This is a genomic window from Verticiella sediminum, assembly GCF_007558815.1.
Taxonomy (GTDB): domain Bacteria; phylum Pseudomonadota; class Gammaproteobacteria; order Burkholderiales; family Burkholderiaceae_B; genus Verticiella; species Verticiella sediminum.
Genome location: NZ_VLTJ01000037.1, coordinates 57,001 through 72,614 on the forward strand (window position 1 = coordinate 57,001; position 15,614 = coordinate 72,614).

At 68.1% G+C, this 15,614-nt stretch carries 14 protein-coding genes; 12 read left to right on the forward strand and 2 right to left on the reverse strand.

Annotation, left to right across the window (positions count from 1 at the left end):
* Positions 1–3: 3 nt before the first annotated feature.
* The 6 genes from FOZ76_RS18905 (at position 4) to FOZ76_RS18930 (ending at position 6,935) form a co-directional block, all read left to right on the forward strand.
* On the forward strand, positions 4–1,086 hold the full coding sequence (locus tag FOZ76_RS18905; RefSeq protein WP_143949888.1) for a maleylacetate reductase: 1,083 nt from the start codon (positions 4–6) through the stop codon (positions 1,084–1,086).
* Between the two features lie 19 nt (positions 1,087–1,105).
* Complete coding sequence (locus FOZ76_RS18910; protein ID WP_143949843.1) at positions 1,106–2,110, forward strand: Gfo/Idh/MocA family protein; 1,005 nt, start codon at positions 1,106–1,108, stop codon at positions 2,108–2,110.
* Positions 2,111–2,113: 3 nt separating this feature from the next.
* Positions 2,114–3,262, forward strand: coding sequence for an alpha/beta hydrolase family protein (locus tag FOZ76_RS18915; RefSeq protein ID WP_143949844.1), 1,149 nt, complete (start codon positions 2,114–2,116; stop codon positions 3,260–3,262).
* Positions 3,263–3,280: 18 nt separating this feature from the next.
* The gene (locus tag FOZ76_RS18920; protein ID WP_143949845.1) at positions 3,281–4,240 is read left to right on the forward strand and encodes a Bug family tripartite tricarboxylate transporter substrate binding protein; all 960 of its coding nucleotides are present in this window, start codon (positions 3,281–3,283) and stop codon (positions 4,238–4,240) included.
* An 11-nt stretch (positions 4,241–4,251) separates the two neighbouring features.
* Positions 4,252–5,115 (forward strand): NAD(P)-dependent oxidoreductase, encoded by an 864-nt coding sequence (locus FOZ76_RS18925; RefSeq protein ID WP_143949846.1) that lies wholly within the window; start codon positions 4,252–4,254, stop codon positions 5,113–5,115.
* Positions 5,116–5,198: 83 nt separating this feature from the next.
* Complete coding sequence (locus FOZ76_RS18930; protein ID WP_246129635.1) at positions 5,199–6,935, forward strand: CocE/NonD family hydrolase; 1,737 nt, start codon at positions 5,199–5,201, stop codon at positions 6,933–6,935.
* Between the two features lie 265 nt (positions 6,936–7,200).
* On the opposite strand, the gene FOZ76_RS18935 is transcribed toward FOZ76_RS18930, so the two are convergent.
* Both FOZ76_RS18935 and FOZ76_RS18940 read right to left on the reverse strand, forming a co-directional pair.
* The gene (locus FOZ76_RS18935) at positions 7,201–7,929 is read right to left on the reverse strand and encodes a TetR/AcrR family transcriptional regulator (protein WP_143949847.1); all 729 of its coding nucleotides are present in this window, start codon (positions 7,927–7,929) and stop codon (positions 7,201–7,203) included.
* Between the two features lie 50 nt (positions 7,930–7,979).
* The gene (locus tag FOZ76_RS18940) at positions 7,980–8,906 is read right to left on the reverse strand and encodes a LysR family transcriptional regulator (RefSeq protein ID WP_143949848.1); all 927 of its coding nucleotides are present in this window, start codon (positions 8,904–8,906) and stop codon (positions 7,980–7,982) included.
* Positions 8,907–9,022: 116 nt separating this feature from the next.
* Between FOZ76_RS18940 and FOZ76_RS18945 the strand changes: the two genes are divergently transcribed.
* The 6 genes from FOZ76_RS18945 (at position 9,023) to FOZ76_RS18970 (ending at position 15,364) form a co-directional block, all read left to right on the forward strand.
* Positions 9,023–9,811, forward strand: coding sequence for a 3-hydroxybutyrate dehydrogenase (locus FOZ76_RS18945; protein ID WP_143949849.1), 789 nt, complete (start codon positions 9,023–9,025; stop codon positions 9,809–9,811).
* 13 nt (positions 9,812–9,824) lie between these two features.
* The gene (locus tag FOZ76_RS18950; RefSeq protein WP_143949850.1) at positions 9,825–10,994 is read left to right on the forward strand and encodes a thiolase domain-containing protein; all 1,170 of its coding nucleotides are present in this window, start codon (positions 9,825–9,827) and stop codon (positions 10,992–10,994) included.
* A gap of 7 nt (positions 10,995–11,001) precedes the next feature.
* On the forward strand, positions 11,002–12,537 hold the full coding sequence (locus FOZ76_RS18955; RefSeq protein ID WP_143949851.1) for a class I adenylate-forming enzyme family protein: 1,536 nt from the start codon (positions 11,002–11,004) through the stop codon (positions 12,535–12,537).
* 99 nt (positions 12,538–12,636) lie between these two features.
* Entirely contained in the window at positions 12,637–13,389 is a 753-nt protein-coding gene (locus tag FOZ76_RS18960) for an SDR family oxidoreductase (RefSeq protein ID WP_143949852.1), read from the forward strand.
* Between the two features lie 55 nt (positions 13,390–13,444).
* Positions 13,445–14,413, forward strand: a complete 969-nt coding sequence (locus FOZ76_RS18965) for a Bug family tripartite tricarboxylate transporter substrate binding protein (RefSeq protein ID WP_143949853.1) — start codon at positions 13,445–13,447, stop codon at positions 14,411–14,413.
* Positions 14,414–14,431: 18 nt separating this feature from the next.
* Positions 14,432–15,364 (forward strand): fumarylacetoacetate hydrolase family protein, encoded by a 933-nt coding sequence (locus tag FOZ76_RS18970; RefSeq protein ID WP_143949854.1) that lies wholly within the window; start codon positions 14,432–14,434, stop codon positions 15,362–15,364.
* Positions 15,365–15,614 lie beyond the last annotated feature (250 nt).

Sequence of the window (15,614 nt, forward strand, 5' to 3'; positions counted from 1 at the left end):
GCGATGCGCGAGTTCGTCTTCGTCGGCCAGCCGGCGCGGGTGGTTTTCGCCGTAGGCAGCCTGCGCCGGCTCGCGCGGGAGGTCGAGGCCATCGGAGCGCGGCGCGCGCTGGTGCTGTGCACGCCCCAGCAGGCGGACGTGGCACAGGCCGCTTCGGATCTACTCGGCCCGGCCAGCGCGGGCGTCTTCAGCGGCGCCGAGATGCATGTGCCGATCGAAGCGGCGCGGCGGGCGCGCCAGCACGCCAGCGAGGTTGGCGCGGACTGCGCCGTGGCGATCGGCGGCGGTTCCACGGTCGGCCTGGGCAAGGCCATCGCGCTCGAGTCGGGGCTGCCGATCATCGCGGTGCCGACCACTTACGCGGGCTCGGAGATGACGCCGATCTATGGCATCACCGAGGCCGGTGTGAAGAAAACCGGGCGCGAGCTGCGCGTGCTGCCCCGAACGGTGCTGTACGACCCGGAACTCTCGCAGCACTTGCCGGTGCCGATGTCGGTGGTCAGCGGCATCAACGCCATCGCACATGCCGCCGAAGGGCTCTATGCCCAGGACGGCAACCCGGTCATGTCGATGATGGCGCAAGAGGGCATTCGCGCGTTGGCGCAGGGCCTGCGCGCGGTCCGGCGCAGCCCGGGGGACATGGCCGCGCGCAGCGACTGCCTGTACGGCGCATGGTTGTGCGGTTCGGTACTGGGCCACGTCGGCATGGCGCTGCACCACAAGCTCTGCCACACCCTGGGCGGCAGCTTCGAGCTGCCCCACGCGCAGACGCATACCGTGGTGCTGCCCCATGCGCTGGCCTACAACGCGGCCGCCGCGCCGCAGGCAATGGTGCGGATCGCCGCCGCCGTCGGCGCGCCGGATGCAGCCACCGGGCTGTTCGACTTGGCGCGCGAGCTGGGTGCGCCCACCGCGCTGCGCGAGATCGGCATGCCCAGGGAAGGCTTGCAGCGGGCGCTGGAGCTTGCGCTGGCCAACCCATATTGGAACCCCCGTCCGCTGCAGGCCGACGCGCTGGCCAGGTTGCTCGACGACGCCTGGGCGGGCGTGCGCCCGCAGGATTCATCTTTTCCAAGGAGCACATGAGGTGGCAGCAGCACACGCAATGAGGGTCGCGGTCGCGGGCCTGGGATGGTGGGGCAAGGAGATCATCCGCTCGCTGGGCGCGAGCCGGAAGTTCGAGGTTCGTGTCGGCATCGATCCCTCTCCCAGCGAACAGGCCCAGGCATTCCTGGAGGCCGCCGGCGTCGAATTCGCCACGGAGTTGGCGCAGGTGCTGGCTCGCGCCGACATCGACGGGGTCATCCTCGCCACGCCGCATTCGCTGCACGAGGAGCAGGTGCTGGCCGCGCTGGCGGCCGGCAAGGAGGTGTTCTGCGAGAAGCCGTTGGCAATGAGCAGTGCCGGTGCGCGCCGGATGCTCGATGCCGCGGCACGCAATGGCCGCGTGCTCGGCATGGGCCATGAGCGGCGCTTCGAACCCGCCGTGGCCGAGCTGATGCGCATGGTGCGCGCGGGCGAGCTGGGCCGGTTGCTGCACGTCGAGACCAACGTGAGCCACGATCTGTTCCGCAAGCTGGACACGTCGAACTGGCGGCTCGACCAGAAGCATGCGCCTGCCGGCATGATGACCGCCGTCGGAATACACATCACCGACATCTTCATCGCGCTGGCCGGGCCGGCCGAAAGCGTGCGCTGCGTGACCGACTCGATGGTCTTCACGCCGCCCGCGCAGGATTATGTCTCGGCTTCCATCAGGTTCCGCTCCGGAGCGCGCGGCACGATCACCTTCATGTCGGCCACGCCGTTCCATGGCCGCATCGCCGTGTTCGGAGACCAGGGTTGGGTCGAGCTGGTGTCGTTGGGCAACGTGGACCAGGGCCTGCCGACGATCCTCACGCACTGCGCGGCAACCGGTGCGCCGCGAATCCAGCGCAGCTACGAAGCCACGGACGCGGTACTGGCCAATTTCGAGGCCTGGGCCGATGCCGTGACGCACGGCAGCGCCTATCCCTTCACCCCCGTCGAACTCCTGGAGAACATCAAGCTCTTCGAGGCCGTCGTCGTTTCGGGGGCGAAGGCAGGTGAATCCGTCGAACTGGAGGCATGAACGATGTTCAACTACTTCAAGGTCTATTCCTGGAATCTGGCACTTTCGATGGCGCTCGACGCAGGCGCCAACATGGACGAAGTCGACCGCGCCTGCCGGGTCTTGCGCGACCTGGAGGACGACCAGGCGCATGCGAACGCTTTCTTCCAGGCCTGGGAGCACGGGGCCGCCAGGCTGGCGCGTTCGGCCGCCGAGGACGAGCAGGCCGGGCACCGGCTGTCGGCGGCGGAGAAGTACCGCCGCGCCTGCGTCATGTACATCACGGCCGAGCGCATTCCCGCGCACGACCATCCGCCGCGCCTCGCCGCCTACGACGAACTGCTCAGGACCTTCGCCAAGTACGTGGCGTGCTCGGGCGCGAACTGCGAGAAGGTGGCTGTCCCCTTCGGCGAGTCCTTCCTGCCGGCGCTGATGGTGTCCGTCGGCACCGGGAAGGCGCCTGCGCCTTGCATCGTGCACTTCAACGGGCTGGATGGGGTCAAGGAATATCTGTACCTGTGCGGCCTGCCCGGCATGCTCGCGCAGCGCGGCGTCTCGATCCTGCTGGTCGACAACCCCGGCGTGGGCGAAGCGCTGCGCAAGAACGGCCTGCACAACGCGCCGGAGGCCGAGATCCCGGCCGGCGCCTGCATCGACTACCTGTCGACCCGCGTGGACGTGGACACGCGGCGCATCGGCATGATGGCCCTGAGCCTGGGCGGCTACCACGCGCCCCGGGCCACGGCCTTCGAGCCCCGCTTCGCCTGCTGCGTGGCCTGGGGCGCCAACTACGACTGGGGCAAGCGCATGCGCGCCCGCCTGGCGGGCACCTATGCCGCCCAGAAGTCCGTACCCCACTACTTCGAGCACATCAAATGGGTGCTCGGGCAGGAGAGCGTCGAGGACTGCGTGAAGGTCACGGATCGTTTCACCCTCGAAGGCGTGCTGGATCGCATCCGCGTGCCGATCTACATCACCCACGGCGAGGACGACCGCCAGATTCCCGTCACGGATGCCACCCGGACCTACGAAGAATGCGTGAATGCGCCGAGCAAGGCGCTGCGCATCTTCTCGGCCGAGGAGGGTGGCGAACAGCATTGCAGCATCGGCAACATGAGCCTGGCGACGAACGCCATGGCCGACTGGATCGCCGATGTCCTGAAAACAGCGTAGTCCATCAAGGAGGATCCCATGTTCAGAACTATCGCTTCCGTACTCTTTCGCGCGGCGCTCGTGGCCGCCCTGGTGCCTGGCGCCGCGTTGGCTCAGTCCGACCTCGTGCGTCTCATCGTGCCCATCGGGCCGGGCAACCCCTTCGATGCCTCGGCCCGGGCGCTGGCCGAAGGCCTGTCCAAGGTCAGCGGCAAGAACGTCATCGTCGAGAACAAGGCGGGCGCGGGCGGGCGGATCGCCACGTCGGAAGTGGCCCGGGCCAAGCCCGACGGGTCGGTACTGTTGTTCACTACGGCAGGCCACGCCACCAATGCCGGGCTGTACAGCAATCTGCCCTACGACCCGGTCGACGACTTCACGCCGATCGGCATCGTGAGCCGCTCATCCGGTTTCGCGTTGCTGGTCCAGGCCGATTCGCCGTTCAAGACCATCCAGGACCTGATCGCGGCCGCCAAGGCGAAGCCCGATCACCTGAGCTACGGCTCCTTCGGCAACGGCAACACCACGCACGTCATCGGCGCCATGTTCGCCCGTGCGGCCGACATCGACCTGGTGCATGTGCCGTACAAGTCGCCGGTCACGGATTTCCTGGGCGGGCACGTGAACATGGTGTTCATGGGAGCATCGACGGCGCTGCCGCTGATCAAGGACGGGCGGGTGCGGGCGCTGGCGATCTCGTCGGAGCAGCCCGACCCGGACTTCCCTGGCGTGCCGACGTTCCGCGAGCTGGGCTACCAGGACGTCGACGTGCCGGCCTGGTCCGGCTTGCTCGCCCCGCGTGACATGCCGGCGGACAAGGCGCAGGCCTTGTTCGAACAGGTTTCCGAAGCTGCGAAACAGCCCGCGTTCCAGGACTACCTGAAGCTCAGCCAGGCCAAGCTCGTGCTGATGCCGCCGCAGGCCTTCGGCCAGGCGCTGGAGGCCGACGTAGCGCGTTTCCGCAAGGTGCTGCCCGAACTGGGCATCAAGGGCGACTGAGGGAGGTACCCATGAATGTGCATCTGATCGGCGCGGGCAAGATGGGTTTGCCCATGGGGCGGCACTTGGTCGCAGGCGGTCATGGCGTGACGGTCGACGATCTGCACGAGGACCGTCTGGCGGTGGCCGCCGCCGTGGGCATGGCGGTGGCGCAGGGGCCGGCCGGGCTCGGGGCCGCGGAGGTGGTGCTGTCCTCCCTGCCGAACGACGATGCCTTGTGGCATGTCGCCCAGGAGGTCGGCCGCCATGCGCGGCCGGGCACGGTCTACATCGACACCAGCACGGTGTCCCCTGCGATGTCCGGCCGTGTGGCCGGGCTGCTGCAGGCGCGGCAGATCCCCTACCTGAGGGCAACGGTCTCGGGCAACAACATGATGGCCGACGCGGCGCAACTGACCTTGCTGGTTTCGGGCCCCAGGGACGTCTACGAGCGCATGCTGCCGCTGCTGGGCCTGTTCGGCCCCAGCCAGTACTGGCTGGGCGAGGAAGAGCAATCGCGGCTCATGAAGCTGGTCGTGAACCTGATGATCGCGCAGACCAGCGCCATGCTGGCCGAGTCCCTCACGCTGGGCACGAAGGGCGGGTTGCGCTGGGAGGACATGTGGGAGGTGCTGACGCACAGCGCCGTCGCATCGCCCATCGTCAAGGCGAAGTCCGCGCAGCTCGTGCTGCGGGATTTCACGCCCACTTTCACGGTTGCCCAGATGGCCAAGGACGTCAGGCTGATCCTGGGCGAGGCAGAGCGCCTGGCGGTGTCACTGCCGCAGACGGCGCTGACCTTGCAACTGCTGCATGCAGCCGCGGCCAACGGCGATGCCGACGCGGATTACGCGGCGGTGATCCGCTGCGCCGAGCGTGCGGCGGGGCTGGCCTGAATACACAGGAAAAATCAGATCGTCGCCGGGCATCTCCATGGAATGACCCCGCCATCCACGATATCGAGAACGAGGAGCGCTACATGACCCAGGCAACGGAAACCAGGGACAACATGGCCATTGAATGGGACGTACCGATCGAGATGGACGATGGCATCGTGCTGCGGGCCGACGTCTACAGGCCGCTCGCCTCAGGCAGGTATCCCGTCATCATGACCTACGGCCCTTACGGCAAAGGGCTGTCCTTCCAGGAGGGCTACCAGACGGCCTGGGAACTCATGGCCGCGCGCTATCCGGACGCGCTGGAGGGGTCGTCGAACCTCTATCAGGCCTGGGAAGTCGCTGACCCGGAGAAGTGGGTGCCGGACGGCTACGTCGTCGTCCGGGTGGATTCGCGCGGCGCAGGCCGCTCGCCCGGCGTGATCGACCACTTCTCGCAGCGTGAAACGCTCGACTACTACCAGTGCATCGAATGGGCCGGCGTACAGCCCTGGTCCAACGGCAAGGTGGGCTTGAACGGCATCTCGTACTACGGGGCCAATCAATGGCTGGTCGCGGCAATGCAGCCGCCGCATCTGGCCGCGATCTGCCCCTGGGAAGGCTTCAGCGACGGTTATCGGGAATCGACGTTCCACGGCGGAATCTTGTGCACCTTCGGCAAGAACTGGCAGGAGATCCAGGTGAAGAGCGTCCAGCACGGGCGTGGCGAGGGAGCGCCCCGCAGCAGGGTGACGGGCAAGCGGGTGTGCGGCGACGAGACGCTCGGCGAAGCCCAGCTCAAAGCCAACCGGGCAGAGATATCGGGCCGCGCCACCGACCATCGCTTCGACGACGACTTCTACGCGCAGCGCCGGGCTCGGCTGGACCAGGTGACGGTACCGGTCCTGTCCGCCGCCAACTGGGGTGGCCAGGGGCTGCACCTGCGTGGGAACGTGGAAGGCTTCGTGCAGGCCGGGTCGCGTCAGAAGTGGCTGGAGCTTCACGGCGGAGAGCACTGGACCTTGTTCTACGCCCGCTACGGCGTGAACCTGCAAAAGCAGTTCTTCGGCCATTACCTCAAGGGAGAGGACAACGGCTGGGGTCAGCGCCCGCCCGTGCTGCTGAACGTGCGCCATGTCGACAAGTTCGTCGAGCGTGCGGAAAGCGAATGGCCGCTCGCACGCACGCAATGGACCAGGATGCACCTGGATCTGGCGCGCCGGGCGCTGGCCGGCGAGGCAGGTCAGGCACCAGCAACGGCGGCTTTCGACGCGATGGGCGAGGGCATGCGCTTCATGTCGGCGCCCTTCGAGCGCGAGACGGAGATCACGGGCCCGCTGGCCTGCAAGCTGTTCGTGTCCTCATCCACGAACGACGCGGACATCTTTCTGGTGCTCGGCCTGTACGATCCGCAGGGCAGAGAAGTGGTTTTCCAGGGGGCTCTTGACCCGCATACCCCCGTGGCCCAGGGTTGGCTGCGCGCCTCTCACCGCGAACTGGACCCGGCGCGTTCCGCGCCGTGGCGCCCGTTCCACGCGCACCAGCGCCAGCAGCCGCTGGAGCCCGGCAAGCCTGTCGAACTGGACGTCGAGATCTGGCCGACCAGCATCGTCGTGCCGGCCGGCTGGACGATAGGCTTGACCGTGCGCGGCAAGGACTACGAGTACGAAGGCGCCGCGGCCCGTTTGTCGAACGTGAAATTTCCGATGAAGGGCTGCGGCCCTTTCCTGCATGACGACCCGGATGATCGGCCCCCCTCGGTTTTCGGCGGCCGGACGACGTTGCACTCGGACGCGCAGAGGTTGCCGTATCTCCTGGTGCCGGTCATCCCGCCGCGATAGCGAGACCTCGCCCTCGGCACTATCCCTCCCGGCCACGACAGCCCATGGGTGAGCGATGCGGAGCGGCGCACGGTCTCGCGGCAGGCATCTGGACGAGCTGCTGGCGGACGGACGCGTACAAACCGATGCGCAAGGCCGGTTCCGTCTGGGCCGAGCCCAGGGGAAACCCCTTGCTCCAACGCTGGCGCTTCCTGCGACACCCGCGCGGGGCTCCAGAGGGGCCTGTGGCCGCTCGCCCGCGAGGCTGCGGACCGGCTTCGCAAGACTACGAGGACGGTGGGAGGAGCGACGTGAAGCCGGCGCAGAGAAACGGGAGCATCCGCTTGAAGACCTCTTCCACGTCGTTCGCTTTGATCTGGCCGAACGACAAGTGCTCCACGCGGCCAGGTTCTGCCACCGTCGAAACCATGGTTCCCACCATGAAGCTGAATGCGTAGTAGAGGTCTTTCTGAGGCATGCCCGGGAACGTGCGCTCGAACTCGTTCAGGTACTGCCTGGCGACGGGGTCGTAGTGCTCGCCGATGACTTTCGAGAATTCCGGCGAGTTCGCATGTCGGGCAACGAAGAGCGAGTAGTTCTTCCACCCCTTGCCGCCGGTGACGCTTCTCTCGACGAAAGGCCACACGTAGCCGGAGACGAGGTCCTCTACGGGCAGGGGTCGGCCTTGCGTCCTGGCCAGCGCCGTATCCAGGGCGAGAATTCGCGCCTGCGCCATGTAGGCCGCCCGCCGTTTGACCACCGTGCTGAACAGCACGTCCTTGGTGCCGAAGTGATAGGTCGCCAGCGCAATGCTGCATCCCATCGCGCCAGCCACGTCGCGCATGGAGGTTCCGTGAAAGCCATGGGCGGCAAACAGTTCCTCCGCCGCATCCAGTAGCCGCTCACGGGTTTCGTCGCCGTCGCGCCGCGAGTTCGCGCGCGCAATGCCGGGCTGGCGCGGGGCGGCTTTCGTTCGCGTGGCGGTGCGCGCCGGCTGGCCGGCTTTTACCGCCATACGGCGAGCCGCCCGGATCGGAGGATGTCTAACATGGCCTGTTCGTCTGTTCAGTCTGTCCCTGGGGGAAGTCTACCGCCAGCGGGGCGGATGCCCACGGACACCGCGTCCAGTTCCAGCAGCCTGCGCAGTGCGGGGTTCGGATTGTCTTCGCGCCAGGCGATGCCGTGCGCCAGGCGCCGCGGCTGCGGCTCGATCTCGCGGCAGACCACGCCCTCGATCGCGTCCAGGTCCTGGATCTCCCTGGGGATGATGGCCACGCCGGTGCCGGCGGCGACCAGGCATAGCAGCACCTGGGAGGTCGAGGCCTCCTTGACGACTCTGGGCAGAAAGCCGGCCCGTTCACACTCGTCGTCGACGGCTTCGCGCAGGCGCAGGCCCTGGTCTGCCGGATACGCGACGAAGGGCTCCTCGCGCAGCACCTTGATCGGTACCTTGGCCCGGCTGGCCAGCCGATGCGTGGCGGGCAGCGCAACCACGAATTCGACTTCGCTGAGCGAGCGCGTGCGCACCGACTCGCCCTGCACCGGCAGAAAACACAGGGCGACGTCGACGTTGCCGCGCAGCAGTTCTGCCGCCAGCGGGCCGCTCGAGCCCGGGCCGACCAGATCCAGCCTGACGTCCGGCAGCTTGAGGCGCAGTTCGCCGATCAACTGCGGCAGCACGGCATGGCTTGCGCGCCCGGTGTAGCCGATGCGCAGCGTGCCGGTGAGCCCATCGTGCGCCCGGCGCGCGTCTTCCACCGCGCGGTCCAGCAGCATGAGCAGCTCCGTCACCCGCTGCTGGAAGGCGACGCCCGCCGGGGTGAGATCGACATGCCGCGTGGAGCGCTCGAAGAGCCGCACGCCGATGTCTTCCTCCAGTTCGCGTATGCGCAGGCTCAGCGGAGGCTGGGCAATGTGCAGCAGGGCCGCGGCACGGGTGAAGTTCCGTTCGCGGGCCACGGTGAGAAAGCTACGCAGGTGACGCAGTTCCATGATCGGCTCGGGATATATACGTCAGAAATATTAATTCATCGATAGATATATATTAGACGAGCTAAATGCGAGCGCGTAGAGTCGCCTTCCAGAATCAAGACATCTCCGGAGGGGGCATGAAGTACCTGCAAGGCAAAGTCGCTTTCATCACCGGCGCGACGTCGGGTATCGGGCTGGCCATCGCGCACCGGCTTGCCCAGGCGGGCGCGCGGCTGGCGCTGCATGGGTTGCCCGACGCGGCGGAGGGCGACGCGCTGTGCCAGGAGCTGGCCCGGCGGTACGACGTCGAGGCGGCGTACTTCCAGGCCGACCTGCGGAACGCCGCTGCGCTCGAAGCGGCCATGCGGCGGGTCCTTGGCGACACCGGCGGCGTCGACATTCTGGTCAACAACGCCGGCATGCAGCATGTCAGCCCGGTCGAGGCGTTTGCACCGGAGATCTGGAACGACATGCTGGCGGTCAACCTCAGCGCCGCTTTCCACACGGTGCGTCTGTGCCTGCCGAGCATGCGCGCGCGCGACTGGGGCCGGATCATCAACATCGCCTCGATCAGCGGGCTGCGCGGACGCTCGGGCAAGTCGGCCTACAACGCCACCAAGCACGGCCTGATAGGGTTCACCAAGTCGATCGCTCTTGAGACCGCGACGACGGGCATCACCTGCAACGCCATCTGCCCGGGGTGGGCGCTGACGCCCATCGTGCAGAAGCAGGTGGATGCTCTCGCCGCGCGCGAACAGCTCGACGACGCCACGGCCACGCACAGGCTCATCAGCCTGCGCCAGCCGTCGGGCAAGCTCGTCAAGGTCGAGCAACTGGCCGCGATGGCCGCCTTCCTGTGCTCGGCCGACGCGGACGAAGTCCGCGGCGCTGCCTGGACCATGGACGGCGGCACCACCGCCGCCTGACCGGACGCCGGCCATGCACTCCGCTTGCATTCTGGGCTGGGGCCACACGCCGTTCGGGCGGCACACGGGGCACACCCTGCAGTCCCTGCTCGCCGAGGCCGTGGCCCAGGCGCTCGCCCACGCCCGGGTTCCCGCCGAAGCCATCGACGCCGTCTACGTGGCGCACTACAACGGCGGTCTGGTGGACGATGCCTTCGTGGCCGGCCTGCCCGCGCTGGCCTGCCCCGCGCTTCGGCACGTACCGGCGACGCGGCTGGAGAACGCGTGCGCGTCCGGCTCGGCGGCGCTGTATGCCGGCATGCAGCGCATCGCGGCGGATCAGGCGCGCCATGTGCTCGTGGTGGGCGCCGAGAAGATGACAGCGGCCGCCGCGCCGGATGTCACGCAATCGCTGGCAAGGGCAAGCTACTGGCCGGAGGAAGGCTCGCGCGGCACGAGCTTCCCGGCGCTGTTCGCGGGGCTTGCCCAGGCCTACGCGGCGGCCTACGGCGATCCCGGCGCGGCCATGGCCCGGATCGCGGCCAAGAACCATGCTCACGGCGCGCTCAACCCGCTCGCCCATCTGCGTCGCCCGCTCGACTTCGACTTCTGCCACACCGTGAGCGAGGCGAATCCGCTGGTGGCGCCGCCGCTGCGGCGTACCGACTGCAGTCTGGTCTCGGACGGCGCGGCCGCACTGGTGCTGGGCCACCGGGAACATCTGGCAGGGGTGCCGCGCGCGGTCGGTTTCCGGGCGGCGCGCCAGGTCAACGACTATCTGCCGCTGTCGCTGCGCCCGCCGCTGTGGTTCGAGGCGCCCGGGCTGGCGTGGCGGCAGGCCTGTGCCGATGCGGGCATCACGCTGGCCGATCTGTCGTTCGCCGAGGTCCACGACTGCTTCACCATCGCCGAACTGATGAGCTACGAGGCGATGGGCCTGGCCGCGCCCGGGCAAGGGCACCGCTGCCTGGAGGACGGAACCGTCCAGCGCGACGGCCGGCTGCCGGTCAACGTATCGGGCGGACTGAAGGCCAAGGGCCATCCCATCGGCGCCACCGGGGTTTCCATGCACGTCATGGCGGCCATGCAGCTATGCGGCGAAGCCGGCGAGATGCAGTTGGTGGCGCCCGATCTGGGCGCGGTCTTCAACATGGGCGGCACTGCCGTCGCCAACTACGTGAGCATTCTGCAACGATTGCGATGAGGCTGCCATGAACGTCGCTGACCTGTTGCGCCGTACTGCGGCGCTGTATCCGCACCGTCCCGCCGTTCTGCTCGGCGAGCACGTGGTGCACAGCTACGCCCAACTGGCGCAGCGTGCAGCCGCGCTGGCCGGGTTCCTGCTCGATCGCCTGAAGCTCGACGCCGGCGCTCGTATCGCCGTGTGGATGCCCAATCGCATCGAGTATCTGGAGATCCAGTACGCCTGCTGGTTCGCCGGCATGACCGTCGTGCCGGTCAACTTCAAGCTGCATCCTCGCGAGCTCGGCTACATCCTGCAGGACAGCGGCGCAAGCGCGCTGTTCATGCACCGCGACCACGCGCACGGCCTGGAACCGGCGCTGGCGGGCGCCGCTTCGCTGCCCGTGCTGGACGTGGCCGGCCCGGCATACGCGCAGGCCTGCGCCAGCGCGCCGGCCACCGCCAGGCCCGCCGCCGACACGGCCTGGCTGTTCTATACATCCGGCACCACCGGCAATCCCAAGGGCGTCATGCAGACGCACCGCAATCTGTACGCCATGACGCTGGCCTACCTGGCCGACGTCGACCCCGTCCATGCCGACGACGCCACGCTCTATGCCGCGCCCATGTCGCATGGCGCCGGCATGTACCAGTTTGCGCACACGCTGGCCGGCGCCCGCCATGTCGTTCCCGAGTCCAGCGGCTTCGACGAGGCGGAGATCCTGGATCTGGCGGCCCGCCAGGGCCCGCTCAGCCTGTTCGCGGCCCCGACCATGGTGCGCCGGCTGACCCGCCATGCCCACAGCCGCCGTCTCTGCGGCGCCGGGCTCAAGACGATCGTCTATGGCGGCGGCCCGATGTATGTGGAGGATCTGCACGAAGCCATCGACGTCTTCGGCCAACGCTTCGTGCAGATCTACGGACAGGGCGAATGCCCCATGGGCATCTCGGTGCTGCCCCGCAAGGTGATCGCCGACACCGGCCACCCGGCCCATGCGGCCCGCATCGCCTCCGTGGGCGTGGCCCAGACCGGCATGGCGATCAGAATCGACAGCGACGACCCGGCGCACGCACCGGGCGAAGTCCTGGCGCGCGGCGATACCGTGATGGCCGGCTACTGGCGCAACCCGGAGGCGACGCGCGCCACGTTGCAGGACGGCTGGCTGCGCACCGGCGACGTGGGCGTGCTCGATGGCGATGGCTTCCTGACGCTGAAGGACCGGGCCAAGGACGTGATCATCAGCGGCGGCAGCAACATCTATCCGCGCGAGGTCGAAGAGGTGCTGCTGCGCCACCCCGCGGTTGCCGAAGTCTCGGTGCTGGGCAGCCCGGACCCGGAGTGGGGTGAACGGGTCGTCGCCTGTCTGGTGCCGGCGGCGGGCGAGCGGCCCAGCCGGCGGCAACTGGACCAGCTCTGCCGCGACCACGTGGCGTCGTTCAAGCGTCCCAAGGCCTACTACGTCCTGCCGGAGCTGCCCAAGAACCACTACGGCAAGGTCCTCAAGACGGACCTCAGGCAGCGGCTGGACGCGCTGGCGGCCACCGCTGGCTGCGAACTCGAATGACCACGGGCCAAAGCGCAAGCCTCGCTCTTCAGGGCGAGGGCTAGCGAGGCAAGCCCATCATTGAGGCCGGCCTCGCCGCCGGCCGGGAGGAGAACGAACATGGATACACCACGCACGGCAGTCGTCACCGGCGCGGCGGGAGAGATAGGCCGGGCCATCTGTGCCGCGCTGCTTTCCGGCGGGCATCGCGTCGTCGCGGTCGACCGGAGCGCCGACGCGCTGGACGAGGCTTTTGCGGGCGTCGCCGGCGATGCGGTGCGCACGTGCTGCATCGACCTGGGCGAGGCGGACGCGGCGCAACGCATCGACTCGGCCGTCCCGTCCGGCTGGGCCGGTGTGGACATCCTGGTCAACAACGCGGCGATCTCGCCCAAGCAGAACGGCAAGACCAGCGGCCTGGCCGAACTCAGCCTGCAGGAGTGGAACGAGGTACTGCTCGTGAACACGACGGTGCCCATGCTGCTCGCGCGCCATTGGGTGCCGTCGATGGCGCGACGTGGCTGGGGCCGCGTCGTCAACATTTCGTCGCGCGCCGGCCGCTCGCAGGCCAATGCCGCGGGGCCGTCCTACATGACATCCAAGGCCGCCATACTCGGCCTTACCCGGTCCATCGCCAGCGAATTCGCGAACCGGGGAGTGACGGCCAACGCCGTGGCGCCGGGCCTGGTGTCCACGCACATGACGCGGCAGTTGTCGGAAGACATGTACGCGGCCATCTGCAGCCGCATACCCATGGCCCGCACCGGCCAACCCGCCGAGATCGCCGCGGCAGTGGCATTCCTCGCCTCCGACGGCGCCGGCTATGTCACGGGAGCCTGCCTGGATGTGAACGGCGGCGCGTTCATGACATAGAAAACCGGCATCCCCCCACACACCTTTCGCCCTACCTAGAACACCGGAGACAATCATGATCGGACACCCACGCCTGGCCGCGCTTCTCGGCGCCTTCGCCCTGACTGCCTCGGCCCATGCCGCCTTTCCCGAGCGGCCCATCACCTTCATCGTGCCGTTTCCGCCGGGCGGCAGCACGGACACGCCGTCGCGCATCGTGGCCGAAAAGATGGCCGGCATCCTGGGCCAGCCCATCGTCGTCGAGAACCGGGCCGGCGCATCCGGGCAGATCGGCGCCTTCGCGGCCGCCCGCGCCAAGCCGGACGGTTACACCATGGTGATGATCGCCTCGGCCACGCACACCCTGCCCGGGGTGACCGGCAAGACGCTGCCCTACGACCCGGTCAAGGACTTCCGGGCCGTCGGCACGTTCGTCACGCTGCCGCTGGCCCTGGTGGGCAACGTCGGCCTGCCCGCGACATCGCTGGCCGAGCTGGTTCCGTACCTGCGCGAGAACGGCGACAGGATTGCCATCGGTGTGCCGTCCACCGGTTCGGTCGCCCACTTCTCGGCCGAGAAGTTCCTCGCCGCGGCCAAAGCGCACCCGGTCATCGCGCACTATCAGGGAGACTCCGCCATCCTGACCGACCTGATCGGCGGCAACATCCAGCTCGGCGTGTTCTCCGGCTCCAGCGCGGCGCCCATGGTGGCCTCGGGCAAGGTGCGCGGCTACGCCGTGGCCGGCGCCACGCGGCTACCGATGCTGCCGGACGTGCCGACCGTGGCCGAGGCCGGCATGCCCGATGTCATGCTGGAGGCCTGGTACGGCATCGCCGTGCCGGCCGGCACGCCGGACGAGACGATCGCGACGCTCAACGACGCCCTGAAGCAGGCGCTGGCCGATCCGCAGACCGCGCAGGCGCTGCGCGAACGCGGTTTCCAGCCGAAGTACTCGAGCGCGGCGGATCTGGACCGGACGCTGGTCGAAGAACCGAAGGCCTGGGAAGCGCTGGTGCGCGAGAACCAGATTACGTTCAAGCAGTGACGCGGACGGTACACCGGCATGAAACTGAGCACTTTCGATATCCATGGCTCGCGCCACATCGGCGCCTTGGTGGATGAGCACACCATCAGCGTTTTCGAGCCGTCGCACTCACCCTATTTCGCCGACATGCTGGCGCTGATCGACGGCGGCGCGGACGCACTGGAACATGCGCGGCAGCTCGCCCGCCGTCCCGTGCGCACGGTCGATCTCGCGCAGGCGCGCCTGCTGGCGCCGCTGCCGCGGCCCCGGCAGATGCGCGATTGCTACAGCTTCGAGCAGCATGCCAAGCAGGCGCGCACCAAACGCCACCTGTTCGGCGTGCAGGGCTTTCCGACCGATCCCGACAAGGTCGAGCTGCCGGCGATCTGGTACGAGCGCCCGCTGTACTACAAGTGCAACGTGCATTCGGTGGCCGGCCATGATGCCGTCGTGCAGTGGCCGCGTTATGCCGACACCCTGGATTACGAGCTGGAGTTCGCCATGGTGACGGGCGTCGCAGGCAAGAACATTGCCAGGCAGGACGCATCCCGCCACATCTTCGGCTATTGCATCTACAACGATTTCAGCGCGCGCGACGAGCAGTATCGCGAAATGGCCGGCGGCCTGGGGCCGGCCAAGAGCAAGGACTTCGATACCGGCAACGTGCTCGGGCCCTGGCTCGTCACCGCGGACGAGATCCCCGACCCTTACGGTATGCGCATGCGGGCCTGGGTGAACGGCGAGCTCTGGTCCGAAGGCAGCAGCTCGACCATGTACCACCGTTTCGACAGCATCCTGCACCACGTCTCGTCGGACGAGACCATCCTGCCCGGCGAGGTGTTCGGCTCGGGCACGGTGGGCAACGGCTGCGGCCTGGAACTTGGCCGCTTCCTGGCCGACGGCGACATCGTCGAACTGGAAGTCGAAGGGCTCGGCAGGCTGCGCAACCGGGTGCACCGCCCGGCGCCGTAATGGCGTTTGAGCGTTTGAGCCTGCCGGGCGGGCTGGGCAGGCTGGGCAGCGGTCCGCGCGTGGCCGCCGCTGTTCCGTGCATTGGAAACAAGGGAAAGGGCGATAATCATAGGGTGAAGCCGGTGCAGCCCGCATACGAGCCCGCAGCCAATTTCCGATGTACGGAACGTTTTGTCGATCCGATTGACCGCGGCCCCGCGACTGACGAATCATCCCAGGCACGAGATGCGGATTCCCTGCGCCCGCTGCG